At 72.5% G+C, this 20,546-nt stretch carries 16 protein-coding genes; 12 read left to right on the forward strand and 4 right to left on the reverse strand.

Annotated elements, in window-relative coordinates:
• Positions 1-23: 23 nt before the first annotated feature.
• Entirely contained in the window at positions 24-1,865 is a 1,842-nt protein-coding gene (locus GA0070560_RS24365; RefSeq protein WP_483819095.1) for a PucR family transcriptional regulator, read from the forward strand.
• A gap of 111 nt (positions 1,866-1,976) precedes the next feature.
• Here GA0070560_RS24365 and GA0070560_RS24370 read toward each other — a convergent pair whose 3' ends face one another.
• Positions 1,977-3,326, reverse strand: a complete 1,350-nt coding sequence (locus GA0070560_RS24370) for a MurL-like N-terminal domain-containing (protein WP_091301866.1) — start codon at positions 3,324-3,326, stop codon at positions 1,977-1,979.
• A gap of 90 nt (positions 3,327-3,416) precedes the next feature.
• On the opposite strand from GA0070560_RS24370, the gene murD reads away from it, so the two are divergent.
• A complete protein-coding gene (gene murD, locus GA0070560_RS24375) occupies positions 3,417-4,766 on the forward strand; it encodes a UDP-N-acetylmuramoyl-L-alanine--D-glutamate ligase (protein ID WP_091301868.1) in 1,350 nt (449 codons plus the stop codon).
• 26 nt (positions 4,767-4,792) lie between these two features.
• Here the strand turns inward: murD and GA0070560_RS24380 are convergent, their stop codons facing one another.
• Complete coding sequence (locus tag GA0070560_RS24380; RefSeq protein WP_245675688.1) at positions 4,793-5,761, reverse strand: hypothetical protein; 969 nt, start codon at positions 5,759-5,761, stop codon at positions 4,793-4,795.
• Between the two features lie 402 nt (positions 5,762-6,163).
• Here GA0070560_RS24380 and GA0070560_RS24385 point away from each other — a divergent pair, with 402 nt between their 5' ends.
• Positions 6,164-7,471: an aspartate aminotransferase family protein gene (locus tag GA0070560_RS24385; RefSeq protein WP_091301870.1), complete on the forward strand. Its 1,308-nt coding sequence runs from the start codon at positions 6,164-6,166 to the stop codon at positions 7,469-7,471.
• A 14-nt stretch (positions 7,472-7,485) separates the two neighbouring features.
• Complete coding sequence (locus GA0070560_RS24390; RefSeq protein WP_091301911.1) at positions 7,486-8,976, forward strand: CoA-acylating methylmalonate-semialdehyde dehydrogenase; 1,491 nt, start codon at positions 7,486-7,488, stop codon at positions 8,974-8,976.
• On the opposite strand, the gene GA0070560_RS24395 is transcribed toward GA0070560_RS24390, so the two are convergent.
• The gene (locus GA0070560_RS24395; RefSeq protein WP_091301872.1) at positions 8,948-10,432 is read right to left on the reverse strand and encodes an acyltransferase family protein; all 1,485 of its coding nucleotides are present in this window, start codon (positions 10,430-10,432) and stop codon (positions 8,948-8,950) included. The two genes, GA0070560_RS24390 and GA0070560_RS24395, sit on opposite strands and share 29 nt — an antisense overlap.
• A 193-nt stretch (positions 10,433-10,625) precedes the next feature.
• Between GA0070560_RS24395 and ngcE (GA0070560_RS24400) the strand changes: the two genes are divergently transcribed.
• The 3 genes from ngcE (GA0070560_RS24400) to GA0070560_RS24410 all read left to right on the forward strand — a co-directional run bounded on the left by ngcE (GA0070560_RS24400) (position 10,626) and on the right by GA0070560_RS24410 (position 13,908).
• On the forward strand, positions 10,626-12,041 hold the full coding sequence (gene ngcE / locus GA0070560_RS24400) for an N-acetylglucosamine/diacetylchitobiose ABC transporter substrate-binding protein (RefSeq protein ID WP_091301874.1): 1,416 nt from the start codon (positions 10,626-10,628) through the stop codon (positions 12,039-12,041).
• A 62-nt stretch (positions 12,042-12,103) separates the two neighbouring features.
• Positions 12,104-13,012 (forward strand): carbohydrate ABC transporter permease, encoded by a 909-nt coding sequence (locus tag GA0070560_RS24405; protein WP_091301876.1) that lies wholly within the window; start codon positions 12,104-12,106, stop codon positions 13,010-13,012.
• On the forward strand, positions 13,009-13,908 hold the full coding sequence (locus tag GA0070560_RS24410) for a carbohydrate ABC transporter permease (RefSeq protein ID WP_091301878.1): 900 nt from the start codon (positions 13,009-13,011) through the stop codon (positions 13,906-13,908). Before GA0070560_RS24405 ends, GA0070560_RS24410 begins: the two co-directional genes overlap by 4 nt.
• 386 nt (positions 13,909-14,294) lie before the next feature.
• Here the strand turns inward: GA0070560_RS24410 and GA0070560_RS24415 are convergent, their stop codons facing one another.
• Positions 14,295-15,284: an N-acetylglucosamine kinase gene (locus GA0070560_RS24415; protein WP_091301880.1), complete on the reverse strand. Its 990-nt coding sequence runs from the start codon at positions 15,282-15,284 to the stop codon at positions 14,295-14,297.
• Between the two features lie 198 nt (positions 15,285-15,482).
• On the opposite strand from GA0070560_RS24415, the gene GA0070560_RS24420 reads away from it, so the two are divergent.
• Genes GA0070560_RS24420 through GA0070560_RS24440 form a run of 5 tightly spaced genes read left to right on the forward strand, consistent with a single transcriptional unit; the run spans position 15,483 to position 20,468 of the window.
• Complete coding sequence (locus GA0070560_RS24420; protein ID WP_091301881.1) at positions 15,483-16,427, forward strand: MurR/RpiR family transcriptional regulator; 945 nt, start codon at positions 15,483-15,485, stop codon at positions 16,425-16,427.
• Entirely contained in the window at positions 16,424-17,173 is a 750-nt protein-coding gene (locus tag GA0070560_RS24425) for a sugar isomerase domain-containing protein (protein WP_091301883.1), read from the forward strand. The genes GA0070560_RS24420 and GA0070560_RS24425 overlap by 4 nt, the downstream gene beginning before the upstream one ends.
• Before the next feature lie 25 nt (positions 17,174-17,198).
• On the forward strand, positions 17,199-18,635 hold the full coding sequence (gene ngcE / locus GA0070560_RS24430; RefSeq protein ID WP_091301885.1) for an N-acetylglucosamine/diacetylchitobiose ABC transporter substrate-binding protein: 1,437 nt from the start codon (positions 17,199-17,201) through the stop codon (positions 18,633-18,635).
• A gap of 19 nt (positions 18,636-18,654) precedes the next feature.
• Complete coding sequence (locus tag GA0070560_RS24435) at positions 18,655-19,563, forward strand: carbohydrate ABC transporter permease (protein ID WP_088975040.1); 909 nt, start codon at positions 18,655-18,657, stop codon at positions 19,561-19,563.
• Positions 19,563-20,468: a carbohydrate ABC transporter permease gene (locus tag GA0070560_RS24440; RefSeq protein WP_170839567.1), complete on the forward strand. Its 906-nt coding sequence runs from the start codon at positions 19,563-19,565 to the stop codon at positions 20,466-20,468. Before GA0070560_RS24435 ends, GA0070560_RS24440 begins: the two co-directional genes overlap by 1 nt.
• The last annotated feature ends 78 nt before the right edge of the window (positions 20,469-20,546 follow it).

Here is a 20,546-nt window from a genome sequence, read left to right on the forward strand (position 1 = left end):
TCACGGAGGGTAGCGTGTCGGCCGTGTTCCCTACCGTCCGTGAGGTGCTCGCGCTGGACCCGGTCCGCCACGGCGCCCCGCGCCTGGTCGCCGGGGACGCCGGCCTGGACCGGCCGGTCCGCTGGGTGCACGTCGCCGAGGTGCCGGACATCGCCACCCTGCTCGGCGGCGGCGAACTCGTCCTCACCACCGGCATCGGGTTGCCCGCCGACGACGCGGGGCTGCGTGCCTTCATCGACGACCTGGCCGACGTCGGCGTCTCCGGGCTGGTGGTCGAGCTGGGCCGCCGGTACGTCAGCGGGGTGCCCCGGGTGATGGTGGCGACCGCCCAGCGGCGCGGGCTGCCCCTGGTCGAGCTGCGGCGGGCCACCCCGTTCGTCCGGATCACCGAGGCGGTGCACGCGCTGATCGTCGACGCCCAGCTGCACGAGCTGCGCGCCACCGAGGAGATCCACCAGCGGTTCACCGAGCTGTCCGTCGAGGGCGCCGGCCCGGCCGAGGTGGTGCGCCAGGCCGTCGAGCTGGCCGGCTGCCCGGTGGTGCTGGAGAACCTGTCCCGGCAGGTGCTCGCGTACGACCCGGCGGGGGAGAGCGCCGAGCTGCTGCTGGACGGCTGGGAGGAGCATTCCCGGCGGATCCGTCCCGCCGGCCGCACCGCGTACGACGCGGACAGCGGGTGGCTGGTGACCACCGTGGGTGCCCGGGGCCAGGACTGGGGGCGGCTGCTGCTGCGCTGGCCGGGCGGCGGTGACCTGGGTGGCGGTGGCACCCGCCCGGCGGGCACCCCGCCCACCCGGCTGACCATCCTGGTGGAGCGGGCCGCCTCGACCCTGGCGTTGGGCCGGCTGATCCGGCGTGACGCCGAAGGGCTGGAACGGCAGCTGCACCGTACGCTGCTCACCGCCCTGCTGGACCACTCCCGGCCGGTGGACGAGGTCGCCCTGCGGGCCAAGGCGCTCGGCGTCACCCTCGACCGGCGGCACCTGATCGGGGTGGTGGTCCGGCACCGCCTCGACGAGCCGGCGGCCGACGGCGCCGCGACGGGGGAGAGCGGCCTGCCGGTCGACGCGGCCCCGGAGACCGGCCCGGCCCGGCTGCGTGACCTCGCCGAGGCGGTCGGCCAGGCGTTGCGGGAGGCGAAGCTGACCGCGCTGACCAGCGCCGTCGACGACCAGGCGGTGGGTGCCCTGCTCGCCCTGCCGGACGCCGCCGCCGAGGAGCGCGCGCTGACCGCCTTCGCCACCGCGCTGCGCCGCATCCGGCTGGACACCGCCCCGCCCCGCCCCGTCACCGTCCGGGCCGACGTGGCCGCCGCCCGTGTGCGCGGCGAGGCCGGCGATGGCCGGGGACCGGCCGGACGTGCCGAAGGGTGCCGGTCCGCCGGTGCCGGCCCCGATCCGGGTACGGGTCGCCCGCACGCCGTCGTCGTGGCCGCAGGTTCCGGGGTGGGCAGCCTGCGCGAGGCGCGCCGGTCGCTGATCGAGGCGCGACAGATCGCCGACGCCGCCCGCCGAGACCGGCGCGACCTGCCGATCTTCCGGCTGCCGCACGTCGGCCTGGCCGGGCTGCTGCACCTGCTGCGCGACGAGCCGCGGGTGCAGACCTTCGTCGAACGGGAACTCGGCGCGCTGCTGTCCCACGACGCCCGGCACCCCCGGGAGCAGTTGCTCGGCACGCTGCGGGCGTACCTGGACCAGGGCCGCAACAAGTCTGCGGCGGCCGCCGCGGCGCACCTGTCCCGGCCGGCCTTCTACGAGCGGCTGGCCCGCATCGGCCGGATCCTGGACGTCGACCTCGACTCGGTCGAAGCCTGCCTCTCCCTCCACGTAGCCCTGCTAGCCCTCGACGCCATCCGCACCCCCTAACCCGACCCCACCCCCCCGTGACCCCGTTGATCATGAAGTTGTTGTCATCCGCCCCGGCGTGTCGCGGCAATAACTTCATGATCAACGGGCGGGGCGGGGCTGGGCGGGGGGTCAAGCGAGGGTGGTGAGGGTCTTGGCGTAGGGGGTGGGGACGAAGTTGGGGCCGCCGGGGGTGAAGACGTCCGAGCTGGCCGCCGCCGACCAGGCGGTCTCGGGGACCGCGTCGACCAGGGCGCGGACGACCGGGGCGTCGCGCCACTGGTCCTGCTCGGCGAGCAGGCTCAGCGCGACCACCGACTCCTCCACCTCGCCGACGCACTCGAACGGCTTGTGCCCGTCGACGCCGAGCAGCTCCCGGTAGCCGGGGATCTGCGCGGGGTCGGCCAGCAGGTCGCCGCCGAAGATGCGCACGATCCGTTCGCGCGGCATGAACGGCGCCATGGCCAGGAAGACGAACCGGCACTTCGGGCAGTTCCGGCACCACCGTTCGCTGGCGTCGCGCAGCTTGAACGCGGCGTTGCAGCTGGTGACCACCGCGTCGTACCGGTCGATCTCGGCGAAGAGCCGGGCGATGTGCAGCTCCGACAGCGACCGCAGCAACGAGAAGTACGGCTCGGTGAGCCCGGCGTGCTCGGCCAGCGCCGCCCGCAGCAGCCCCTCGGCCTTGACGCCCTTGGACCACTGGTGGTTGATCTCGTGGCCGTTCCAGACCAGGTTCGGGTCGGAGGCGGAGCGCTCGTTGGACATCACCACCGGGCCGAGCCCGTGCAGCACGGCGGTGGCGACCGCGATCAGCGAGTTGATCGCGGTGACCGGGATGTGCCCGTTGAGCGCGCCGGCCGCGTTCAGGTCGAACAGCACCGGGTCGATCCGTCGCCGGGCGGCCAGCGCGGGCAACCCGGACGCCTCGTTCACCGACACGATCACATGGTTCGGGTTGACCGAGAAGGGCACCGGCTCGAAGCCGGCCCGGCGCAGCGCCTCCAGTGTGACGATCGAGTCCTTGCCGCCGCCGACGGCCGACAGCGGACGCCGCTCCGAGTCGTCGTACACCCGGGGTGGCGACACCTCCCCGGCCGGCACCTCGGGACGCAGCGCGAGCACGTGCGGCAACTGGTTGCGGTAGGCGTACTCGGCGAGACCCCTGGTGTAGACGGCGGTGACCAGCTCGGTGGCGGCCGCGCCCAGCGGCGCCGGCAGCACCAGCCGACGCGGCGCGGCGGCCTTGTAGTAGCTGACCCCGGCGACGACGTGCAGCAGCTCCAGGACCCGGCCCAGGGTGGCCACCGTCTCGTCCGAGGGCGGCTCGGCCGGCAACGGCAGCGTGATCACCTCGGTGAACCGCTGCTCGTCGTCGGGACCGGTCAGGGCGTAGTCGAACAACGCCTCACCGGTGGCGAGATCGATCGAGTAGGACGGGAAGGTGAAGGCGTCCATCCGCCGGAGCTGCTCGTTGGGCACACGCCATACTAGGCCCTGGTCTGTCCGGCCGTGTCCGGCTGCGCCGGACCGCCACCTGGCCGAACGCCGTCGACACCCTGAGGAGAGCCCGTGCGCCTGTCTGACCTGCGCGGACGCCGAGTCGCCGTCTGGGGGGCCGGCCGCGAGGGCCGTGCCGCCGTGACCGCCGTCGCCGCGCACGGCCCGGCCGACCTGGTCGCCGTCGACGACAGCGCCAACTTCCTCACCCTGCCCTGGGAGGGGCCGCTCGCCGAGGCCGCGCCGCTGGTCACCGGTGAGGAGGCGTTCGCCCGGCTGGCCGCCGCCGACGTCGTGATCCGCTCCCCGGGAGTGCCGAGCACCCACCCCTGGATGGTCGAGCTGCGCCGGCGCGGGGTCCCCGTCACCCAGGGCACCGCGCTCTGGATGGCCGACCACGCCGACCGGACCATCGGGGTCACCGGCAGCAAGGGCAAGAGCACCACGTCCAGCCTGATCAGCCACCTGCTGGCCGCCGTCGACCGGCCCAACGTCCTCGGCGGCAACATCGGCGTACCCACGCTCGACCTGCCCGAGGCGGAGCTGTACGTGCTGGAGCTCTCCAGCTACCAGTGCAGCGACCTGACCGACTCGCCCCGGGTCGTGGTGGTCACCGCCCTCTTCCCCGAGCACCTGGACGCGCACGGCGGCGAGGCCGAGTACTACCGGGACAAGCTGAACCTGCTCGCGTACGGCCCGCGCACCGTGGTGGTCAACGGCGCCGACCCGCGGCTCGCCCTGGAGCTGGGTGACCGGGCGGCGGTGCGCGCCGGCCGGCCGGACACCGCGCACCTGGCGACCGGCCCCGACGGCACCGACTGGTTCCACCTCGGCGACCGGCCGCTCTTCCCGCGCGCGGTGCTGCCGCTGGTCGGCCGGCACAACGAGGGCAACCTGTGCGTGGCGCTCGCCGTGCTCGACGCGGTCGGCGTCGACGTGGTCGCCCGCAGGGACACCCTGGCGGTGGCGGTCGCCGGGTTCCAGGGGCTGGCCCACCGGCTCACCGAGATCGTCGACCCCGCCGGCCTGACCTTCGTCGACGACACCCTCGCCACCAGCCCGTACGCGGCCATGCACGCGATCGACGCGTACGAGGGGCGACCGTTGACGGTGATCGTCGGCGGCACCGACCGAGGGCTGGACTACACGCCGCTGGCCGAGCACCTGGCCGAGCGGGAGATCACCGTGATCGGCATTCCGGACAGCGGCCCCCGCATCGTCGAGGCGCTCGCCGGGCTGCCGAAGGTCCGTACCGAGACGGTGGACGACCTGGTCGACGCCGTCCGGCTCGCCCGGCAGGTGACCCCGACCGGCGGGGTGGTGCTGCTCTCGCCGGCCGCGCCCAGCTACGGCCGGTTCCGCAACTTCGAGCACCGCTCGGAGGTCTTCGCCCAGGCCGTCCGGGACACCGCCGCCGGCTGACCGGCCGTCACGGGCCCGAGCGCGGCTCAGCCCAGCACGGCGTGCAGGGCCCGCATCGACCGGATCGCCGAGCGGATCTCCTGCAGGTACCGCCCCGGGGTCAGGGTCGGCTCGGGCAGCGCCGCCAGGTCGGGCAGGGCCGGGTCGACGCCGACCGTGTCGATGCCGCAGCCGTACGGCACCGCCAGGGTGCGCAGCGCGTCGCAGTGCTGGAACGGCACGTAGATCGGCGCGGTCACCATCAGCACCGGGTCGCCGGGGCGCAGGAGGACGTGTCCGGCCCAGAACCGTTGGGTGTCCGCGGTGTGCGCCCGCCGCAGCGCGGGCTCGCTCGACGGCGCGGCGAGCACCCGCACCGGCGGCAGGCCCGGCGGCCGGTAGGTCCGCGAGGACCACCAGTGGTACGGGTGGCCTCCGTCGTGCCCGTCCTCCTCGACCGGCGCGGCCACCCCGAACGCCTGCCGCACCGCCGCGTCGAGCACGTCCACCTCGGTGTCGCCGGCCAGCCCCGCTGTGGCCAGCACGCCCCGCTCCACCTCGGACACCGGCCGGAAGCTGCCCAGCACGGCGACCTCACCGGTCACCGTCCGGCCGTGCCGCAGCAGGTGCGCGGCGTACCGGACGCGCCGCAGGCAGGCGTGGGCCAGCCCGCCGAGCACCACCAGGTGGGCGTAGCGGGGTTCGGTGGGCGGGGCGGGACGGACCAGGCCGAGCGCGTCGGCCGCGGCCAGCACCAGGGCGGTGGTCGTCGGGTCGAGGGCCGGCTCCCGGGCCTCAGGGCGTTCCCGGCCGCCCCGGAAGTCCCAGTGCCGGGCGGAGAAGTCGTCCAGCGCGGCCAGCACCGCCGGCAGGTCGCCGGCCGGCCGGTCGCCACCGAAGCGGTCGACCAGGGTGCGCAGCGGCGGGGAGTCCACCCAGGCCCGTACGCCGGCCGCGATCTCCTCACCGGTCGCCCGGGCCCGCCCGGTCGGCAGCGCCACCCCCGCGATCCGCACCCGCCGGATCGTACCGGCCGCCGGGCCCGCCGGCCGGCAGCGACGGCCCGTCACTGCGGCTCGCCACCACACTGGTCGCCTTCGCACAGCTGCCGGTCGTCCTGCAGCTGCCGCTGCACCGCCGGGCCGGTCCACGACCCTGACCTGCGGCGCATCGGCGGGCAGCGACGCCACGGCGGGTGGGTGCGCCGGGACAGGTCGGTGCGGATCGCGTGGCGTCGACAGCAGATCAATGTCGAGAAGATCGATCGGAAGCGCCCGACGGCATGGAAATCGTGGCGATCGGGTTGACGCGCTGTCAGGCCGACACCTCCGGTCGGCTACACAGTGACAGTTGTCCCCGCCACCCGGCGGTGGAAGCGTGCGGGGAACGCGAAACCGCCGCCGCTGAAGGGTGCGACGATGACCTCCGACGACCTGCTGGCCCGGCACCGGGCCGTGCTCCCGTCCTGGATGCCGCTCTACTACGCCGAGCCGATCGAGCTGGTCTCCGGCTCGGGACGCCGGGTGACCGACGCGCAGGGCCGCACCTACCTGGACTTCTTCGGCGGCGTGCTGACCTCGATGATCGGGTACGACATCGCGGAGATCCGGGAGGCGGTCGAGCGGCAGATCCGAACCGGCATCGTGCACAGCTCCACCCTGTACCTGATCCGCCAGCAGGTCGAACTGGCCGAGCGGATCGCCCGGCTCTCCGGCATCCCGGACGCCCGGGTGTTCTTCACCAACTCGGGCACCGAGGCGAACGAGGCGGCGCTGCTGTTCGCCACCAACCACCGCCGCTCGTCGCAGATCCTCGCGGTGCGCAACAGCTACCACGGCCGGTCGTACGCGACGATGGGTGCCACCGGCAACCGGAGCTGGTCGGCCAGCGCGCTCAACCCGCTCCAGGTCGCCTGGCTGCACTCCGGGGACCGGCTGCGTGGCCTGCTCGCCCGGCTCCCCGAGGCCGACCGGATCGACGCCGCGGTGGAGGACCTGCGCGAGGTGCTCGCCACCCAGACCGCCGGCGACGTGGCCTGCCTGATCGCCGAGCCGATCCAGGGCGTCGGTGGCTTCGTCGCCCCGCCGGACGGGCTCTTCGCGGCCTGGAAGGAGGTCCTCGACTCGCACGGCATCCTGCTGATCTCCGACGAGGTGCAGACCGGCTGGGGTCGGACCGGCGAGCACTTCTGGGGCTACCAGGCGCACGGGGTCACCCCCGACCTGCTCACCTTCGCCAAGGGCATCGGCAACGGGTTCGCCCTGGCCGGGGTCGTCGGCCGGGCGGACGTACTGGAGTCGGTGCCGGCGATCAGCTTCTGCACGTTCGGTGGCAACCCGGTCTCCACCGCCGCGGGCAACGCGGTGCTGGACTACCTGCGCGACCACGACCTGCAGGCCAACGCGGCCCGGGTCGGCGCGATCCTCGCCGACGGACTGCGCGCCGCCACCGCCGACCTCGACCACGTCGCCGAGGTGCGCGGCAAGGGCCTCATGCTCGCCGTCGAGATCGTCCGCCCCGGCACGGTGGAGCCCGACCCGGCGCTGACCACCCGGGTCCTGGAGGCGTGCCGGGCCGGTGGCCTGCTGGTCGGCAAGGGCGGCCTGCACGGCAACGTGCTGCGGATGGGCCCGCCGCTGACCCTGACCGAGGACGAGGCCCGCGAAGGGCTGGCCATCCTCGTCGAGGCGATCCGCACCTGCGCCTCGGCGGAGGTGGCGGCATGAGCGGAGTGGACGACGTGACGGTCATCGGGCACTTCGTCGACGGCAAGCGGGTCTCCGGGTCGTCGCAGCGGCGCGGTGACGTCTTCGACCCGGCCACCGGGCGGCGTACCGGTCAGGTGGAGCTGGCCTGCGCCGCGGACGTCGCGGCGGCGGTGCAGGCCGCCGAGCGGGCGGCGCGCGGCTGGCGGGACGCCTCCCTGACCCGGCGGACGGCGGTGCTCTTCGCCTTCCGCGAACTGGTCAACGCCCGGCGCGACCGGCTCGCCGAGGTGATCACCGCCGAGCACGGCAAGGTGCTCGCCGACGCCGCCGGTGAGGTGCAGCGCGGCCTGGAGGTCATCGAGTACGCCTGCGGCATCCCGTCCGCGCTGCGCGGCGGGTTCAGCGAGAACGTCTCGACCGAGGTCGACTCGTACAGCATCCGGCAGCCGCTCGGCGTGGTCGCGGTGATCTCGCCGTTCAACTTCCCGGTGATGGTGCCGCTGTGGTTCGTGCCGGTCGCCGTGGCCTGCGGCAACGCGGTGGTGCTCAAGCCCAGCGAGAAGGACCCGAGCGCGGCGCTGCTGCTCGCCGAGTGGTTCGCCGAGGCGGGACTGCCCGACGGGGTGCTCAACGTCGTCAACGGCGACGCCGAGGCCGTCGACGCGCTGCTCGACCACCCGGGTGTCAAGGCGGTGTCGTTCGTCGGCTCCACCCCGGTCGCCCGGCACGTGCACCAGCGCGCCGCGCTGGCCGGCAAGCGGGTGCAGGCCCTCGGCGGGGCGAAGAACCACATGGTGGTGCTCCCGGACGCCGATCTGGACCTGGCCGCCGACGCGGCCGTCAACGCTGGCTTCGGCTCGGCGGGGGAGCGGTGCATGGCGGTCTCCGCGCTGGTCGCGGTCGAGCCGGTCGCCGACGCCCTGGTCGCGAGGATCGCCCGGCGGATGGCCGGGCTGCGCACCGGCGACGGCCGGCGCGGCTGCGACATGGGTCCGCTGGTCACCGCCGCGCATGCCGAGCGGGTGCGCGGATACGTCCGGGCGGGGGTGGCCGCGGGCGCGGTCGCCGTGGTCGACGGCCGGGACGTCACCCCGGACGGCGAGCCGGGCGGCTACTGGCTCGGGCCGACCCTCTTCGACCACGTCACCCCCGACATGTCGATCTACACCGACGAGATCTTCGGTCCGGTGCTCAGCGTCATCCGGGTCGGCTCGTACGACGAGGCGGTCGAGCTGGTCAACGCCAACCCGTACGGCAACGGCACGGCGATCTTCACCAACGACGGCGGCGCCGCCCGGCGCTACCAGCACGAGGTGGAGGTCGGCATGGTCGGGATCAACGTGCCGATCCCGGTGCCGATGGCCTACTACTCGTTCGGCGGATGGAAGGCGTCCCTCTTCGGCGACCTGCACGCCCACGGCGAGGACGGGGTGCGCTTCTTCACCCGGGGCAAGGTGGTCACCAGCCGCTGGCTCGACCCGCGCCACGGCGGGGTCAACCTCGGCTTCCCCACCCAGACCTGAGCAGCCGCAGCACACCCGCCCCGGCCAGGTACGCCACCAGGGCGGCCACCGGCACCCCGAGGGGTTCCGGGGCTGCCCTCGGCGTCTGCGCGTTGCGCACCAAGGCGTACACCACGGCGGCGAAGGCGACGGCGGCCAGCGCGCCCCGCACGGCGGTCGACCGCCCGGCGCTCCCCGGGCGGGCGGCGGTGTCGCCGCGCGCACTGTCGCGGCCGGGGCGGGTGGAGCGGGTGCGGGCCTCGACGGGACCGAAGACGGCGACCAGGACGGCCAGCACCACGGTCAGCAGGAGCACCCAGGGCAGCCGCCAGGCCAGCCAGGTCGCCGACCCGGGTGCCGGGGTCGGCAGCAGACCGGCCGCGTCGAGCGCGCCGACCAGCAGGATCGCGGCGGTCAGGTGCCAGAGGAAGACGGTGAGCACGACCGCGTTCACCGCGATCACCGCCTGCCACGGTCGCGGCCGGTGCAGCCACCGTTCGGCCGGGCCGCGCAGCAGCAGGATCAGCCCGAGCTGGGCGACGGTCAGGGTGAGCAGGGCCAGGCTGGGCGGGGCGGCGTTGTCCAGCCGCTCACCGGGCACGTTGAGCATGGCGACCGGGTACGGGCCGGCGGTGGTCAGCAGCACCGTCGCGGTCAGCCCGCCGAGCAGCGCCACCCCACCGGCCCGCCGGGACAGCGGCAGCCGCCGCGACCGCAGACCCCGCCGGCTGTCGTTCTCCGGCCGGTGGTGCCCCGGTCCGGCGTGCCCCGGTCCGTCGGGTCGGGACCCGGGGGAGTGGTCGTCGGCCGGGTCCGGGCGCGGCGTGCGGGCGTCGTGCCAGGCGAAGCCGAGCTGGTGGACGGCGAGCCAGCCGAAGAGGTAGTTCGGCAGGGCCAGCGCCGCCGCGCCGTTCGCCCGCCCGACGTCCCCGGCCGCGACGAGGACCGCCAGCGCGACGGGCACGAGCAGGCCGAAGCGCCGGTGCAGCGCGTACATGGCCGGGGTCAGGGGCACCACCAGCAGGTAGGCGGCGAGGAACCAGAGCGGGATGGTGGCGAACCAGACGACGGTGCGCACCAGCCTGGTGTCCACCCCGGCCAGCGACGCCACCGTGGCGCCGGCGGCGAGCACCAGCAGCAGTGCGGTGGTGGGGCGCAGCAGCCGGGCGGCCCGGTCCAGCAGCCAGCCGGCCGCGTCCCCGCCCCGGGCCCGGCGGGCGGTCAGCGAGGCGGCGTTGGCGAACCCGCCCACCAGGAAGAACACCGGCATGACCTGGGCCAGCCAGGTCAGCGGGTACGCCCAGGGCAGCTCGGGCAGGGCGGACCGCCCGGTGGGCCGGCCGGTGGCGTCCTCCCCGATGGCGGTGACCATCCAGTGTCCGAGAACGACCATGGCGATGGCGACCCCCCGGAGCAGGTCGACGTAGCGTTCCCGCCCGGCCGGGGTGCGCTCGGCGAGCTGGGCCAGGCGGCGCATGGGCCCAGGCTATGCCAGAGCGGGGTGGCCGGTGGTGACAACGGATCGGCCACGAGGTCTTGAAGTCCACGCGCCGCTGCCGTAGAAATTCTTCAGCAACATCAGATGAACTGAAGACAATCACCGTGCCTCGCGCGGCGGACACCACCCCCTGCACCGGTGCTCCGCCCATTCCCCCTACCGAGGAGAGCTGATGGACAGGCGTGACATCCTGCGTCGTACCGCCGCCGCAGGCCTGCTGGCAACCCCCGCCGCCGGCCTGCTCGCCGGCTGCGCCACCGGCGGTGGCGGCGACAAGAACACCGGCGGCACCTACCAGGGCACCAAGAGCGAGCAGAACCCGCTGGGCGTCAAGGAGGACGCCCCGCTCGACGTGGTGATCTTCAACGGCGGCTTCGGCGAGGAGTACGCCAAGGCCCACGAGGCCATGTACCGGGAGAAGTACCCCAAGGCGGAGGTCAAGCACTCCGCCACCCAGGAGATCAGCAAGACCCTCCAGCCGCGTTTCGTCGACGGCACCCCGCCGGACGTGGTCAACAACTCCGGCGCCGGCCAGATCGACTTCAACGGCCTGGTCTCCCAGAACGCCGTCGCCGACCTCGGTGACCTGCTCGCCGCCCCCAGTCTCGACATCCCCGGCAAGACCGTCAAGGACACCCTGCTGCCCGGCGCGGTCGAGGTCGGCTCGTACGACGGCCGGTTCCTGGTGCTCAACTACACCTACACCGTCTACGGCATCTGGCACTCCACCAAGCTCTTCGCCGAACGCGGCTGGCAGTACGCGAAGACCTGGGACGAGCACATCGCGCTCTGCAAGCAGATCAAGGCCGCCGGCATCGCCCCCTGGACGTACGCGGGCCTGCACCCGCGCTACATGAGCTGGCCGCTGATCGCCACCGCGATCAAGTTCGGCGGGCCCTCCGTCGCCACCGCGATCGACAACCTGGAGCCGAACGCCTGGAAGTCCGACGCGATGAAGGCCGCCGCCGACGCCTGGCACCAGATCGTGAAGGACCGCTACATCCTGGAGGGCTCCCCGGGCCTGGACCACAAGCAGTCGCAGACCGCCTGGTGCCAGGGCAAGGCCGCCTTCATCTCCTGTGGCTCCTGGCTGGAGAGCGAGCAGAAGGACGTGACCCCGGCCGGCTTCGACATGACCGTCCAGCCCACCCCGAGCCTCGGCAGCGGCGACAAGCTGCCGTTCGAGGCGATCCGGGGCACCGCCGGCGAGCCGTTCATGGTGCCGGCCAAGGCCAAGAACCTCGCCGGTGGCCTGGAGTACTTCCGGGTCATGCTGTCGAAGAAGGGCGCGCAGGACTTCACCCGCAAGGTCTCCAGCCTCACCGTGGTCGCCGGCGCCACCGAGGGGATCGACCTGCCGTACGGGCTGAACACCGTGATCAAGGCCCTGGAGGCGTCCGGCTCCAACGGCTTCAACTGGGTCTACAACAACTACTACCGCAAGCTGGAGCGCAACCTCGTCGACGCCGCCTGCGGCGAGTTCTTCAGCGGCCGGACCGGTCCCGCCGAGTTCCTCGACCAGTGTCAGAAGGGCGCCGACTCGATCGCCCAGGACAGTTCGGTCAAGAAGTACAAGCGGACCGCGTGACCACCGGTCGGTGGGGGCGGGCCGACCGTCCCCACCGACCGCCGCCGGGAGGTGGACCCACCGTGAGACATGGCAAGTACCCGCTGATCGTCACCTTCCTGGTGCCGCCGGTGCTGCTCTACGTCGTCTTCGTCGTCTCGCCATACCTGCAGGCGTTCCAGATCTCCACCACCGACTGGCTCGGCTACTCCGCCGAGGCCGACTCCGTCGGGCTGGCGAACTTCCGGGCGCTGTGGCGCGACGACTACGTCTGGAACGCGCTGAAGAACAACGCGATCCTGCTGGCCCTGGTGCCGGTGCTGACCATCCTGCTCGGGCTCTTCTTCGCCACCATGCTCAACATGGGCGGCCGCCGGGGCCGGGCCGGGGTCACCGGCGTACGGGGCAGCGCGCTCTACCGCACCGTCTACTTCTTCCCGCAGGTGCTCTCGGTGGTGATCATCGCGCTGCTGTGGAAGGAGGTGTACCACCCGAACAAGGGCCTGCTCACCAGCGCGCTGCACGCCCTCGGGCTCGGTTCCCCCACCTGGCTCGGCGACCCGCGTACCGCGTTCTGGTGCGTGCTGGCCGTGATGGTCTGGAGCAACGTCGGCTTCTATGTGGTGCTCTTCGGCGCGGCGATGTCGGCGGTACCGAAGGAGATCTACGAGGCGGTCATGCTCGACGGGGCGTCGCGGCTGACCACCCTGCGCCGGGTCACCCTCCCGCTGCTCTGGGACACCGTCCAGGTCGCCTGGGTCTACCTGGCCATCTTCGCCCTCGACGGTTTCATCCTCGTGCAGTTGATGACCAACGGCGGGCCGAACTTCTCCACCGACGTGATCGGCGTGCGGATGTACGACACCGCGTTCGGCAGCGAGACCAAGTTCGGCTACGCCTCGGCGATCGGCGTGGTGATGTTCTTCCTGACCCTGTCGGTGGCGGTGCTCTCGCTGCGCCTGGGCCGACGCGACCGGATCGAGTACTCATGACCACTCTGGACGACGTCGCCGCCGTCACGGCCCCGGCCGCCCGGACCGCCGACCGGCCGGTACGCCGTGAGCTCGGCGTGGCCAACGCCTTCTCGCACGGCTTCCTGCTGGTCTGGGCCGCGCTGACCGTGCTGCCGCTGGTGTGGATGTTCCTGAGTTCGTTCAAGAGCAACGGCGAGATCCTGGCCGACCCGTGGGGGCTGCCGGAGACCCTGCACTGGGACAACTGGGCCCGGGCCTGGACCGAGGCGCACATCGGCCGGTACTTCCTGAACAGCCTCGTCGTGGTCGCCGGCTCGGTGTCGCTCACCATGCTGACGGGCGCCACCGCCGCGTACGTCTTCGCCCGGTACGAGTTCCGCGGCCGGCAGTTCGTCTACTACCTGTTCGTCGGCGGCCTGATGTTCCCGGTCTTCCTCGCCCTGGTGCCGCTCTTCTTCGTGGTCCGCAACGCCGGCCTCTTCGGCACCTGGACCGGTCTGATCCTGGTGTACGCGGCGTACTCGCTGCCGTTCACGGTCTTCTTCCTGACCGCGTTCTTCCGCACCCTGCCGACCACGGTGGCGGAGGCGGCGATGGTTGACGGCTGCGGCCACTTCCGGCTCTTCTTCCGGGTGATGCTGCCGATGGCCCGTCCGGGACTGATCAGCGTCGCGATCTTCAACTTCCTCAGCCACTGGAACCAGTTCCTGCTGCCGCAGGTGCTGATGCAGGGCGACGAGTCGAAGTGGGTGCTCGCCCAGGGCCTCTTCGCCCTCTCCGTCAGCCAGGGGTACGCCGGTGACTACGCCCGGCTCTTCGCCGGGCTGAGCATCGCGGTGCTGCCGGTGCTCGCCGTCTACGTCGCCTTCCAGCGACAGGTGCAGTCGGGCCTCACCGCCGGCCAGCTCAAGTAACGCCGCTCCTCGTCCGAAAATGATCAGCCCCGCGCGGGTTGCCCGGTGGGGCCCTGCAAGATCGTGCTCGATCCTGGAAACAGGCCCCTCGTTCAGCACGCGATGCCCCAATTTCCTGGATCGAGCACGATCTTGCGGCCGTGCGGGCCGTGCGGCCGTGCGGGCCGTGCGGCCGTGCGGGCCGTGCGGGCCGTGCGGCCGTGGAGCGCGAGGCTTCCGGCGGGAGGCCCTGACGGACGCGGGTCGGGCGCGGAGCCGCGGGCTACGGGCGACGTGGCGCGGGGCGCGGGCGACGTGGCGCGGGGCGTGGGGCGTGGAACCGCAGGTCGTGGGCTGCGGGGCGGGATGTGAGCGCGCGGAGGACGGGGCCACCGGCGGCGCCAGGGTCAGGCGGTCGGGGGGACCAGGAGGGCGTGCAGGGCCACCGGGTCGGTGACCCCGGGGAGGTCCAGGGCGGCGAGCCAGGCGGCAGCGGCGGCACCGTCTCCGGCGGTGCGGACCGGCGCGTCCGGCCAGCGCCGTTCCGCCTCGGCGCGGACCGCCGCCGCCAGCGGGGTGTCCCCGGTGAGCAGCCCGCCGCCGAGCACGATCGGCTCGACGGCATCGGCCGGTCGGATCCGGGACACGCTCTCCACCAGATGAGCGGCGGCCTCGTCGATCAGCCCGGTCGCCACCGGCTCGCCCTCGACGGCCGCCGTGACGACCAGCGGCGCCAGCCGGGCCAGTTCGACCGGGGGCCGTCGGGTCACCGCCTGCACCAGCGCGTCGACGGTGCCCCGGGGCCGGTCGGCCACCTCGACCGAGCCGAGCAGTTCGGTGAGCACCCGCGCGCCCAGCGGGCCGGGTGACGTTCCCCGGTCCAGGTCGGCCAGGAGCCGGCGGACCGCCTCCCGGCCCAGCCAGAAGCCGGAGCCGGCGTCGCCGAGCAGCCAGCCGTGCCCGTCGGCGACCCGGTCCAGCCGCAGGTCGCGGACCTGTGCGGCGATCGCCCCGGTGCCGGCGATCAGTACGGTGCCGTCCGGCGCGGCGGTGCCCGAGGCGTACGCGACGAGGGCGTCGCCGTGCACCGCGTACGCGCAGCGCAGCCCGGCCTGCGCCCACGCCTGATCGAAGGCGGCCCGCCCGGCGGGGTCGGCGAGCAGCCGGCCGGCCCCGGCCAGGCCGATCACCCCGGCGCGGACCCGGGCCGGGTCCACCCCGGCGAGCGCGCCGCGCAGCGCGGTCAGCAGTTCGGCGGCGGCCCGCTCGGCCCCGTGACTGGTCGGGTTGCCGCCGCCGCCCCGACCGGTGCCGAGGCGCTCCCCGGCCAGGCTCAGCGCGACCGCGCGGGTGGAGGTGCCTCCGACGTCGAGACCGACCACCACGGTGTCGGACATGCTCACGGGCCCTCCCGGTGCGGTGGTGCGGACCTGTTCATGCTGGTCGGCCGTACCCCGCCGGGCAAGATCGGCGGCTCCGGTGGACCGTGTGCGCCAGGTAACAGTTTGAAAACTTCGCCCACGGCCTTGACACGGAGGGCCCTTCAGTAAGAACTTTTACCACTAACAGTTAACAGTCTTTCCGAAAGGCGTCCGATGGTGGATCACGAGGTGGACACCCCCGCGGGGACCGCGGTGGTCGACGCCGACACGGTCGACCGGCGGGGCGTCGACGGGGTCCTGGCCAGGGTCCGGGCCGGTGCGGGAGAGCTGACCGGGGCGCTGCGCCGGGTCGCCGAGCACGTCCTCAGCGACCCGGAGGCGGCCGCCCGGGCGACCATCGTGGAACTCGCCGAGCGCAGCGGCACCTCGCCGGCCACCATCACCCGGTTCTGCCGGGCGATGGGCTTCGACGGCTACGCCGACCTGCGCCTCGGCATCGCCTCGGAGACCGGCCGGGCCCGCTCGGCCGGCTGGACGGTCGACATCGGCCGGGAGATCCAGCCGGGCGACCCCCTGGAGCGGGTGCTCGGCCAGATCATCGCCGCCGACACCCGGGCCATGCACGACACCGCCGCCCTGCTCGACCTCGTCGAGGTGGAGCGCGCCGCGGTCGCCATCGCCGGGGCCGCCCGGGTCAACATCTTCGGCGCCAGCGGCAGTGCCCTGGTCGGCGAGGAGATGCAGTTCAGCCTGCACCGCATCGGAGTGGCCGCCTGGGCCTGGAGCGACGTGCACGAGGGGCTGGCCAGCGCCGCCCTGCTCGGCACGGGGGACGTCGCGCTGGGCATCTCGCACACCGGGCAGACCCGGGAAACCATCGAGATGCTCGCCGAGGCGGGCAGCCGGGGCGCGACCACCGTGGCGCTGACCGGCTTCCCCCGCTCCCCGCTGGCCGAACTGGCCGACATCGTGCTGCTCACCGCCAGCCAGGCCACCACCTTCCGGCCGGACGCGCTCTCCGCCCGACACCCCCAGCTCGTCGTGCTCGACCTGCTCTACATCGCCGTGGCGCAGCGCACCCACGACCGCGCCCACGCGGCCTTCCGGCGTACCGCCCAGGCCGTCGACGGGCACAAGGCCGCGAAGGGAGCCTCATGATCAGCGCCCAGGGGTACGCCGAGGCCGTCCGCCCCGTCCTCGACCGGGTGGTCGACTCGCAGACCGAGGCGATCGGTCGTGCCGCCGACCTCATCGTGACCAGCCTGCGGGCCGGCGGGGTGCTCCAGGCCTTCGGCGCCGGGCACTCCGAGGCGTTCGCCGCCGAGCTGGTCGCCCGGGCCGGCGGGCTGGTCCCCACCAACCGGCTCACCCTGCACGACCTGGTCCTGCACGGCGACGCGCCGCGCGACGTGCTCGCCGACCCGAAGCTGGAACGCGACCCGGCCGTGGCGCACGAGCTCTACCCGCTGGCCGGGGCGCAGCCCGCCGACGTCTTCCTCATCGCCTCCCAGTCCGGCATCAACGGCTCGGTGGTCGAGCTGGCGTTGCTGGTCCGGGAACGCGGACACCCGCTGATCGCGGTCACCTCGGTCGCCCACACCGCGCGGGTCGCCCCACGGCACCCGTCCGGTCACCGGCTCGCCGATCTCGCCGACGTCGTGCTGGACAACGGCGCGCCGTACGGCGACGCACTGCTGCCGCTGGAGGGCGGCGGCGCGGTCTGTGCGGTCTCCTCGGTCACCGCCGCGCTGCTGGCGCAGCTGTTGACCGCGGAGGTCGTACGACGGTTCCACCAGGCCGGGGAGGTACCCCCTATCTACCTCTCCGCCAACGTCCCCGGTGGGGACGCGCACAACCTCGCCCTCGAGTCGCGGTACGCCGGACGTCTCCGGCGCACCGCCTGACCCGAACACACAAGGAGAGACCATCATGTCGATCACCCCCGACAACCCGGCCGAGCTGAGCCGCCGTACCCTGCTCGGTCGTACCGCCGCGGCGGGCCTGCTCGCCACCGGCGCGGTCAGCCTGCTCGGCGCCTGCGCGACCAGCGGCTCCGAGGAGGGCGCCACCAAGGCGGAGGAGGGCACCAAGAGCGCCGCCAACCCGCTGGGCGTCAAGGACGACGCCCCGCTGGAGGTGGTCATCTTCAACGGCGGCTACGGCGAGAAGTACGCCACCGACGTGCACGAGCCGCTGTACAAGAAGGCGTTCCCCAAGGCGGAGATCAAGCACCAGTCCACCCAGGCGGTCTCCACCGTGCTCCAGCCGCGGTTCGCCTCGGGCAACCCGCCGGAGTTCGTCAACAACTCCGGCGAGAAGCTGATCGACTTCGGCTCGCTGGTCGCCGACGGCCAGCTCATGAACCTCACCGAGCTGTGGGACGCCCCGTCGGTCGACGACCCGAACAAGAAGGTCCGTGACACCGTCGTCCCCGGCACCGTCGAGGCCGGCTCGTTCAACGGCAAGCCGTACGTCCTCTACTACGTCTCCACGGTCTTCGGCATCTGGTACTCCGGCAAGCTGTTCCGGGACAACGGCTGGGCCCCGGCGAAGACCTGGTCGGAGTTCACCGCCCTGCTCGACAAGATCAAGGCCAAGGGCATCACCCCGTACGGCTACGCCGGGGCGAACGCCGCCTACTACCAGTGGAACGTGATCCTCACCCACGCCGCGAAGATCGGCGGCACCGACGTGCTCAAGAACATCGACAACCTGGAGGACGGCGCCTGGCAGCAGGACGCGGTCAAGCAGGCCGCCGCGGCGTGGGCCGAGATCGGCGCCAAGTACGTCGACAAGAGCTTCGAAGGGCTCAAGCACACCGACGTGCAGCTGCGGCAGAACCAGTACAAGCTGGCCTTCTACCCCAGCGGTGACTGGCTGGAGGGCGAGCAGAAGAAGGACACCCCTGCCGGGTTCGAGTACCAGCTGATGCCGGTGCCGAGCCTGTCCGCCTCGGACAAGCTGCCGGCCACCGCGCTGCGGGCCACCGCCGGTGAGGGCTACTTCGTCTCGGCGAAGTCGAAGAACCCGCGCGGCGGCCTGGAGTACATGCGCCAGATGCTCTCGGTGGCCGGCGCGAAGGGCTTCACCGAGGTGGTCAAGGCCCCGACCGTGGTCACCGCCGGCAGCGAGGGCTTCGCCTTCCCGCCCGGTGTGGCCAGTTCCCAGGGCGCGCTCAAGGCCGCCGGCCAGGACGTGTTCAACCTGTACTTCGACGGCTGGTACAAGGAGCTCGACACGGAGGCGCGGACCGCCACCAACGAGCTGATGTTCGGCCGGATCAACGCGGACGCCTTCTGCGAGCGGATCCAGAAGCGCGCCGACGCGATCTCCAAGGACAGCTCCGTCGCCAAGTTCAAGCGCTGACCGATCGGAGCGTGGGGTCATGCGGCACGGCAAGTATCCGTTCGTCATCGGGTTCCTCTTCGCCCCGGTGACGCTGTACGTGGTCTTCGTCATCGCGCCGTACGCGCAGGCGTTCCAGATCTCGATGACCAACTGGCGAGGGCTGTCGGCCCCGCAGTGGGTGGGCTTCGACAACTACCGGAGGCTGCTCGACGACGGCAGCTTCTGGAAGGCCGTCCAGCACCACGGCGTACTGCTGCTTGCCCTGCCGCTGATCACCATCGCCATCGCGCTCTTCTTCGCCTTCCTGCTCAACGTGGGGGGCCGGAGCGTGGGCGGGCAGCGGCAGGGGGTCGCCGGGTCGAAGTTCTACCGGGTGGTGTTCTTCTTCCCCCAGGTCCTGGCGGTGGCCATCATCGCGGTGCTGTTCCAGATGGTCTACCGCCCCAACGAGTCCGGCCTGATCAACGGCGTGCTGATGAAGCTGGGCCTCGACCCGGTGCTCTTCCTGATCAGGCCGAACCTGGCCCTCTGGTCGATCATCGCGGTGCTGGTCTGGCAGGCGGTCGGCTTCTACGTGGTGCTCTTCTCGGCCGGGATGGCCTCCATCCCGGGCGAGATCTACGAGGCGGCCGAGATGGACGGGGCGACCCGGGTGACCCTCTTCTTCCGGGTGACCCTGCCGCTGCTCTGGGACACCCTCCAGGTGGCCTGGGTCTACCTCGGCATCGCCGCGTTCGACGCGTTCGCCATCGTCGCGGTCCTCTCGGTGGACAGCGGCGGTCCGGACGGGGCCACCACCGTGCTGGCGATGGAGATCTACCGCAACGCCTTCGTCTACTCGAAGTACGGCTACGCCTCGGCGATGGGTGTGGCGCTGTTCTTCCTCACCATCACCTTCGCGGCGTTGACGCTGCGGCTGACCAAGCGGGAAAGCGTGGAGTACTGATGACGTCGCAGACGCTGCCGCCGGCTCCGGCCACCACACCGCCCCGTCCGGCCGCCCCGGCGAAGGGCCGCCACCGGGAGGTACGCCTCTTCGCCGGCCTCGGGCACGTGGCGCTCGCCGTCTGGGCGGTGATCGTCATCGTGCCGATCCTCTGGACGTTCCTGGCCGCGTTCAAGAACACCAGCGAGATCTTCAGCAGCCCGTGGACCCTGCCGGCCGAACTGCGCTTCGAGAACTTCGGCCGGGCCTGGACCAAGGCGCACGTCGGCCGGTACTTCCTCAACAGCGTGTTCGTGGTGTCGTGCAGCACCTTCGGCACCATGCTGTTCGGTTCGATGGCCGCGTACGTGCTGGCCCGGTACAAGTTCCGGGGCAACCGGGCGATCTACTACCTGTTCGTCTCGGGGCTGGCCTTCCCGGTCTTCCTGGCCCTGGTGCCGCTCTTCTTCGTGGTGAAGAACCTGGGCCTGCTGGACACCCACACCGGGGTGATCCTGGTCTACATCGCGTACTCGCTGCCGTTCACCATCTTCTTCCTGGCCGCGTTCTTCCGGACGCTGCCGAACTCGGTCGCCGAGGCCGGGATGATCGACGGCTGCTCGCACACCCGGCTGTTCTTCCAGGTGATGCTCCCGATGGCGAAGCCGGGTCTGATCAGCGTGGCGATCTTCAACATCATCGGCCAGTGGGCGCAGTACCAGCTGCCGCTGGTGCTGCTCTCCAACGCCAAGGACAAGTGGGTGCTCACCCAGGGCATCGCCGACATCTCGGTCAACGCCGGCTACGAGGCCGACTGGTCCGGTCTCTTCGCCGCCCTGACCATCGCCATCCTTCCGATGATCCTCGTGTACGCGGTCTTCCAACGCCAGATCCAGTCCGGCCTCACCTCCGGCGCGGTGAAGTAACCCCACCCGCGCCTCATCTCGTGCGCGCAGTTTCCGAGAAAGAGTGGCTGTTCCCCGCGGAACAGCCACTCTTTCCGT

Origin of the sequence: Micromonospora halophytica (assembly GCF_900090245.1) — a bacterium.
Classification (GTDB): domain Bacteria; phylum Actinomycetota; class Actinomycetes; order Mycobacteriales; family Micromonosporaceae; genus Micromonospora; species Micromonospora halophytica.

What these genes read in the sequence shown, in the direction of transcription:
- GA0070560_RS24420 (WP_091301881.1), top strand. Translation starts at nt 15,483, where the DNA reads ATGGTGGATCACGAGGTGGACACCCCCGCGGGGACCGCGGTGGTCGAC.
- GA0070560_RS24415 (WP_091301880.1), bottom strand. Translation starts at nt 15,284, where the DNA reads ATGTCCGACACCGTGGTGGTCGGTCTCGACGTCGGAGGCACCTCCACC.
- GA0070560_RS24440 (WP_170839567.1), top strand. Translation starts at nt 19,563, where the DNA reads ATGACGTCGCAGACGCTGCCGCCGGCTCCGGCCACCACACCGCCCCGT.
- GA0070560_RS24385 (WP_091301870.1), top strand. Translation starts at nt 6,164, where the DNA reads ATGACCTCCGACGACCTGCTGGCCCGGCACCGGGCCGTGCTCCCGTCC.
- ngcE (WP_091301885.1), top strand. Translation starts at nt 17,199, where the DNA reads ATGTCGATCACCCCCGACAACCCGGCCGAGCTGAGCCGCCGTACCCTG.
- GA0070560_RS24435 (WP_088975040.1), top strand. Translation starts at nt 18,655, where the DNA reads ATGCGGCACGGCAAGTATCCGTTCGTCATCGGGTTCCTCTTCGCCCCG.
- GA0070560_RS24425 (WP_091301883.1), top strand. Translation starts at nt 16,424, where the DNA reads ATGATCAGCGCCCAGGGGTACGCCGAGGCCGTCCGCCCCGTCCTCGAC.
- ngcE (WP_091301874.1), top strand. Translation starts at nt 10,626, where the DNA reads ATGGACAGGCGTGACATCCTGCGTCGTACCGCCGCCGCAGGCCTGCTG.
- GA0070560_RS24395 (WP_091301872.1), bottom strand. Translation starts at nt 10,432, where the DNA reads ATGCGCCGCCTGGCCCAGCTCGCCGAGCGCACCCCGGCCGGGCGGGAA.
- GA0070560_RS24410 (WP_091301878.1), top strand. Translation starts at nt 13,009, where the DNA reads ATGACCACTCTGGACGACGTCGCCGCCGTCACGGCCCCGGCCGCCCGG.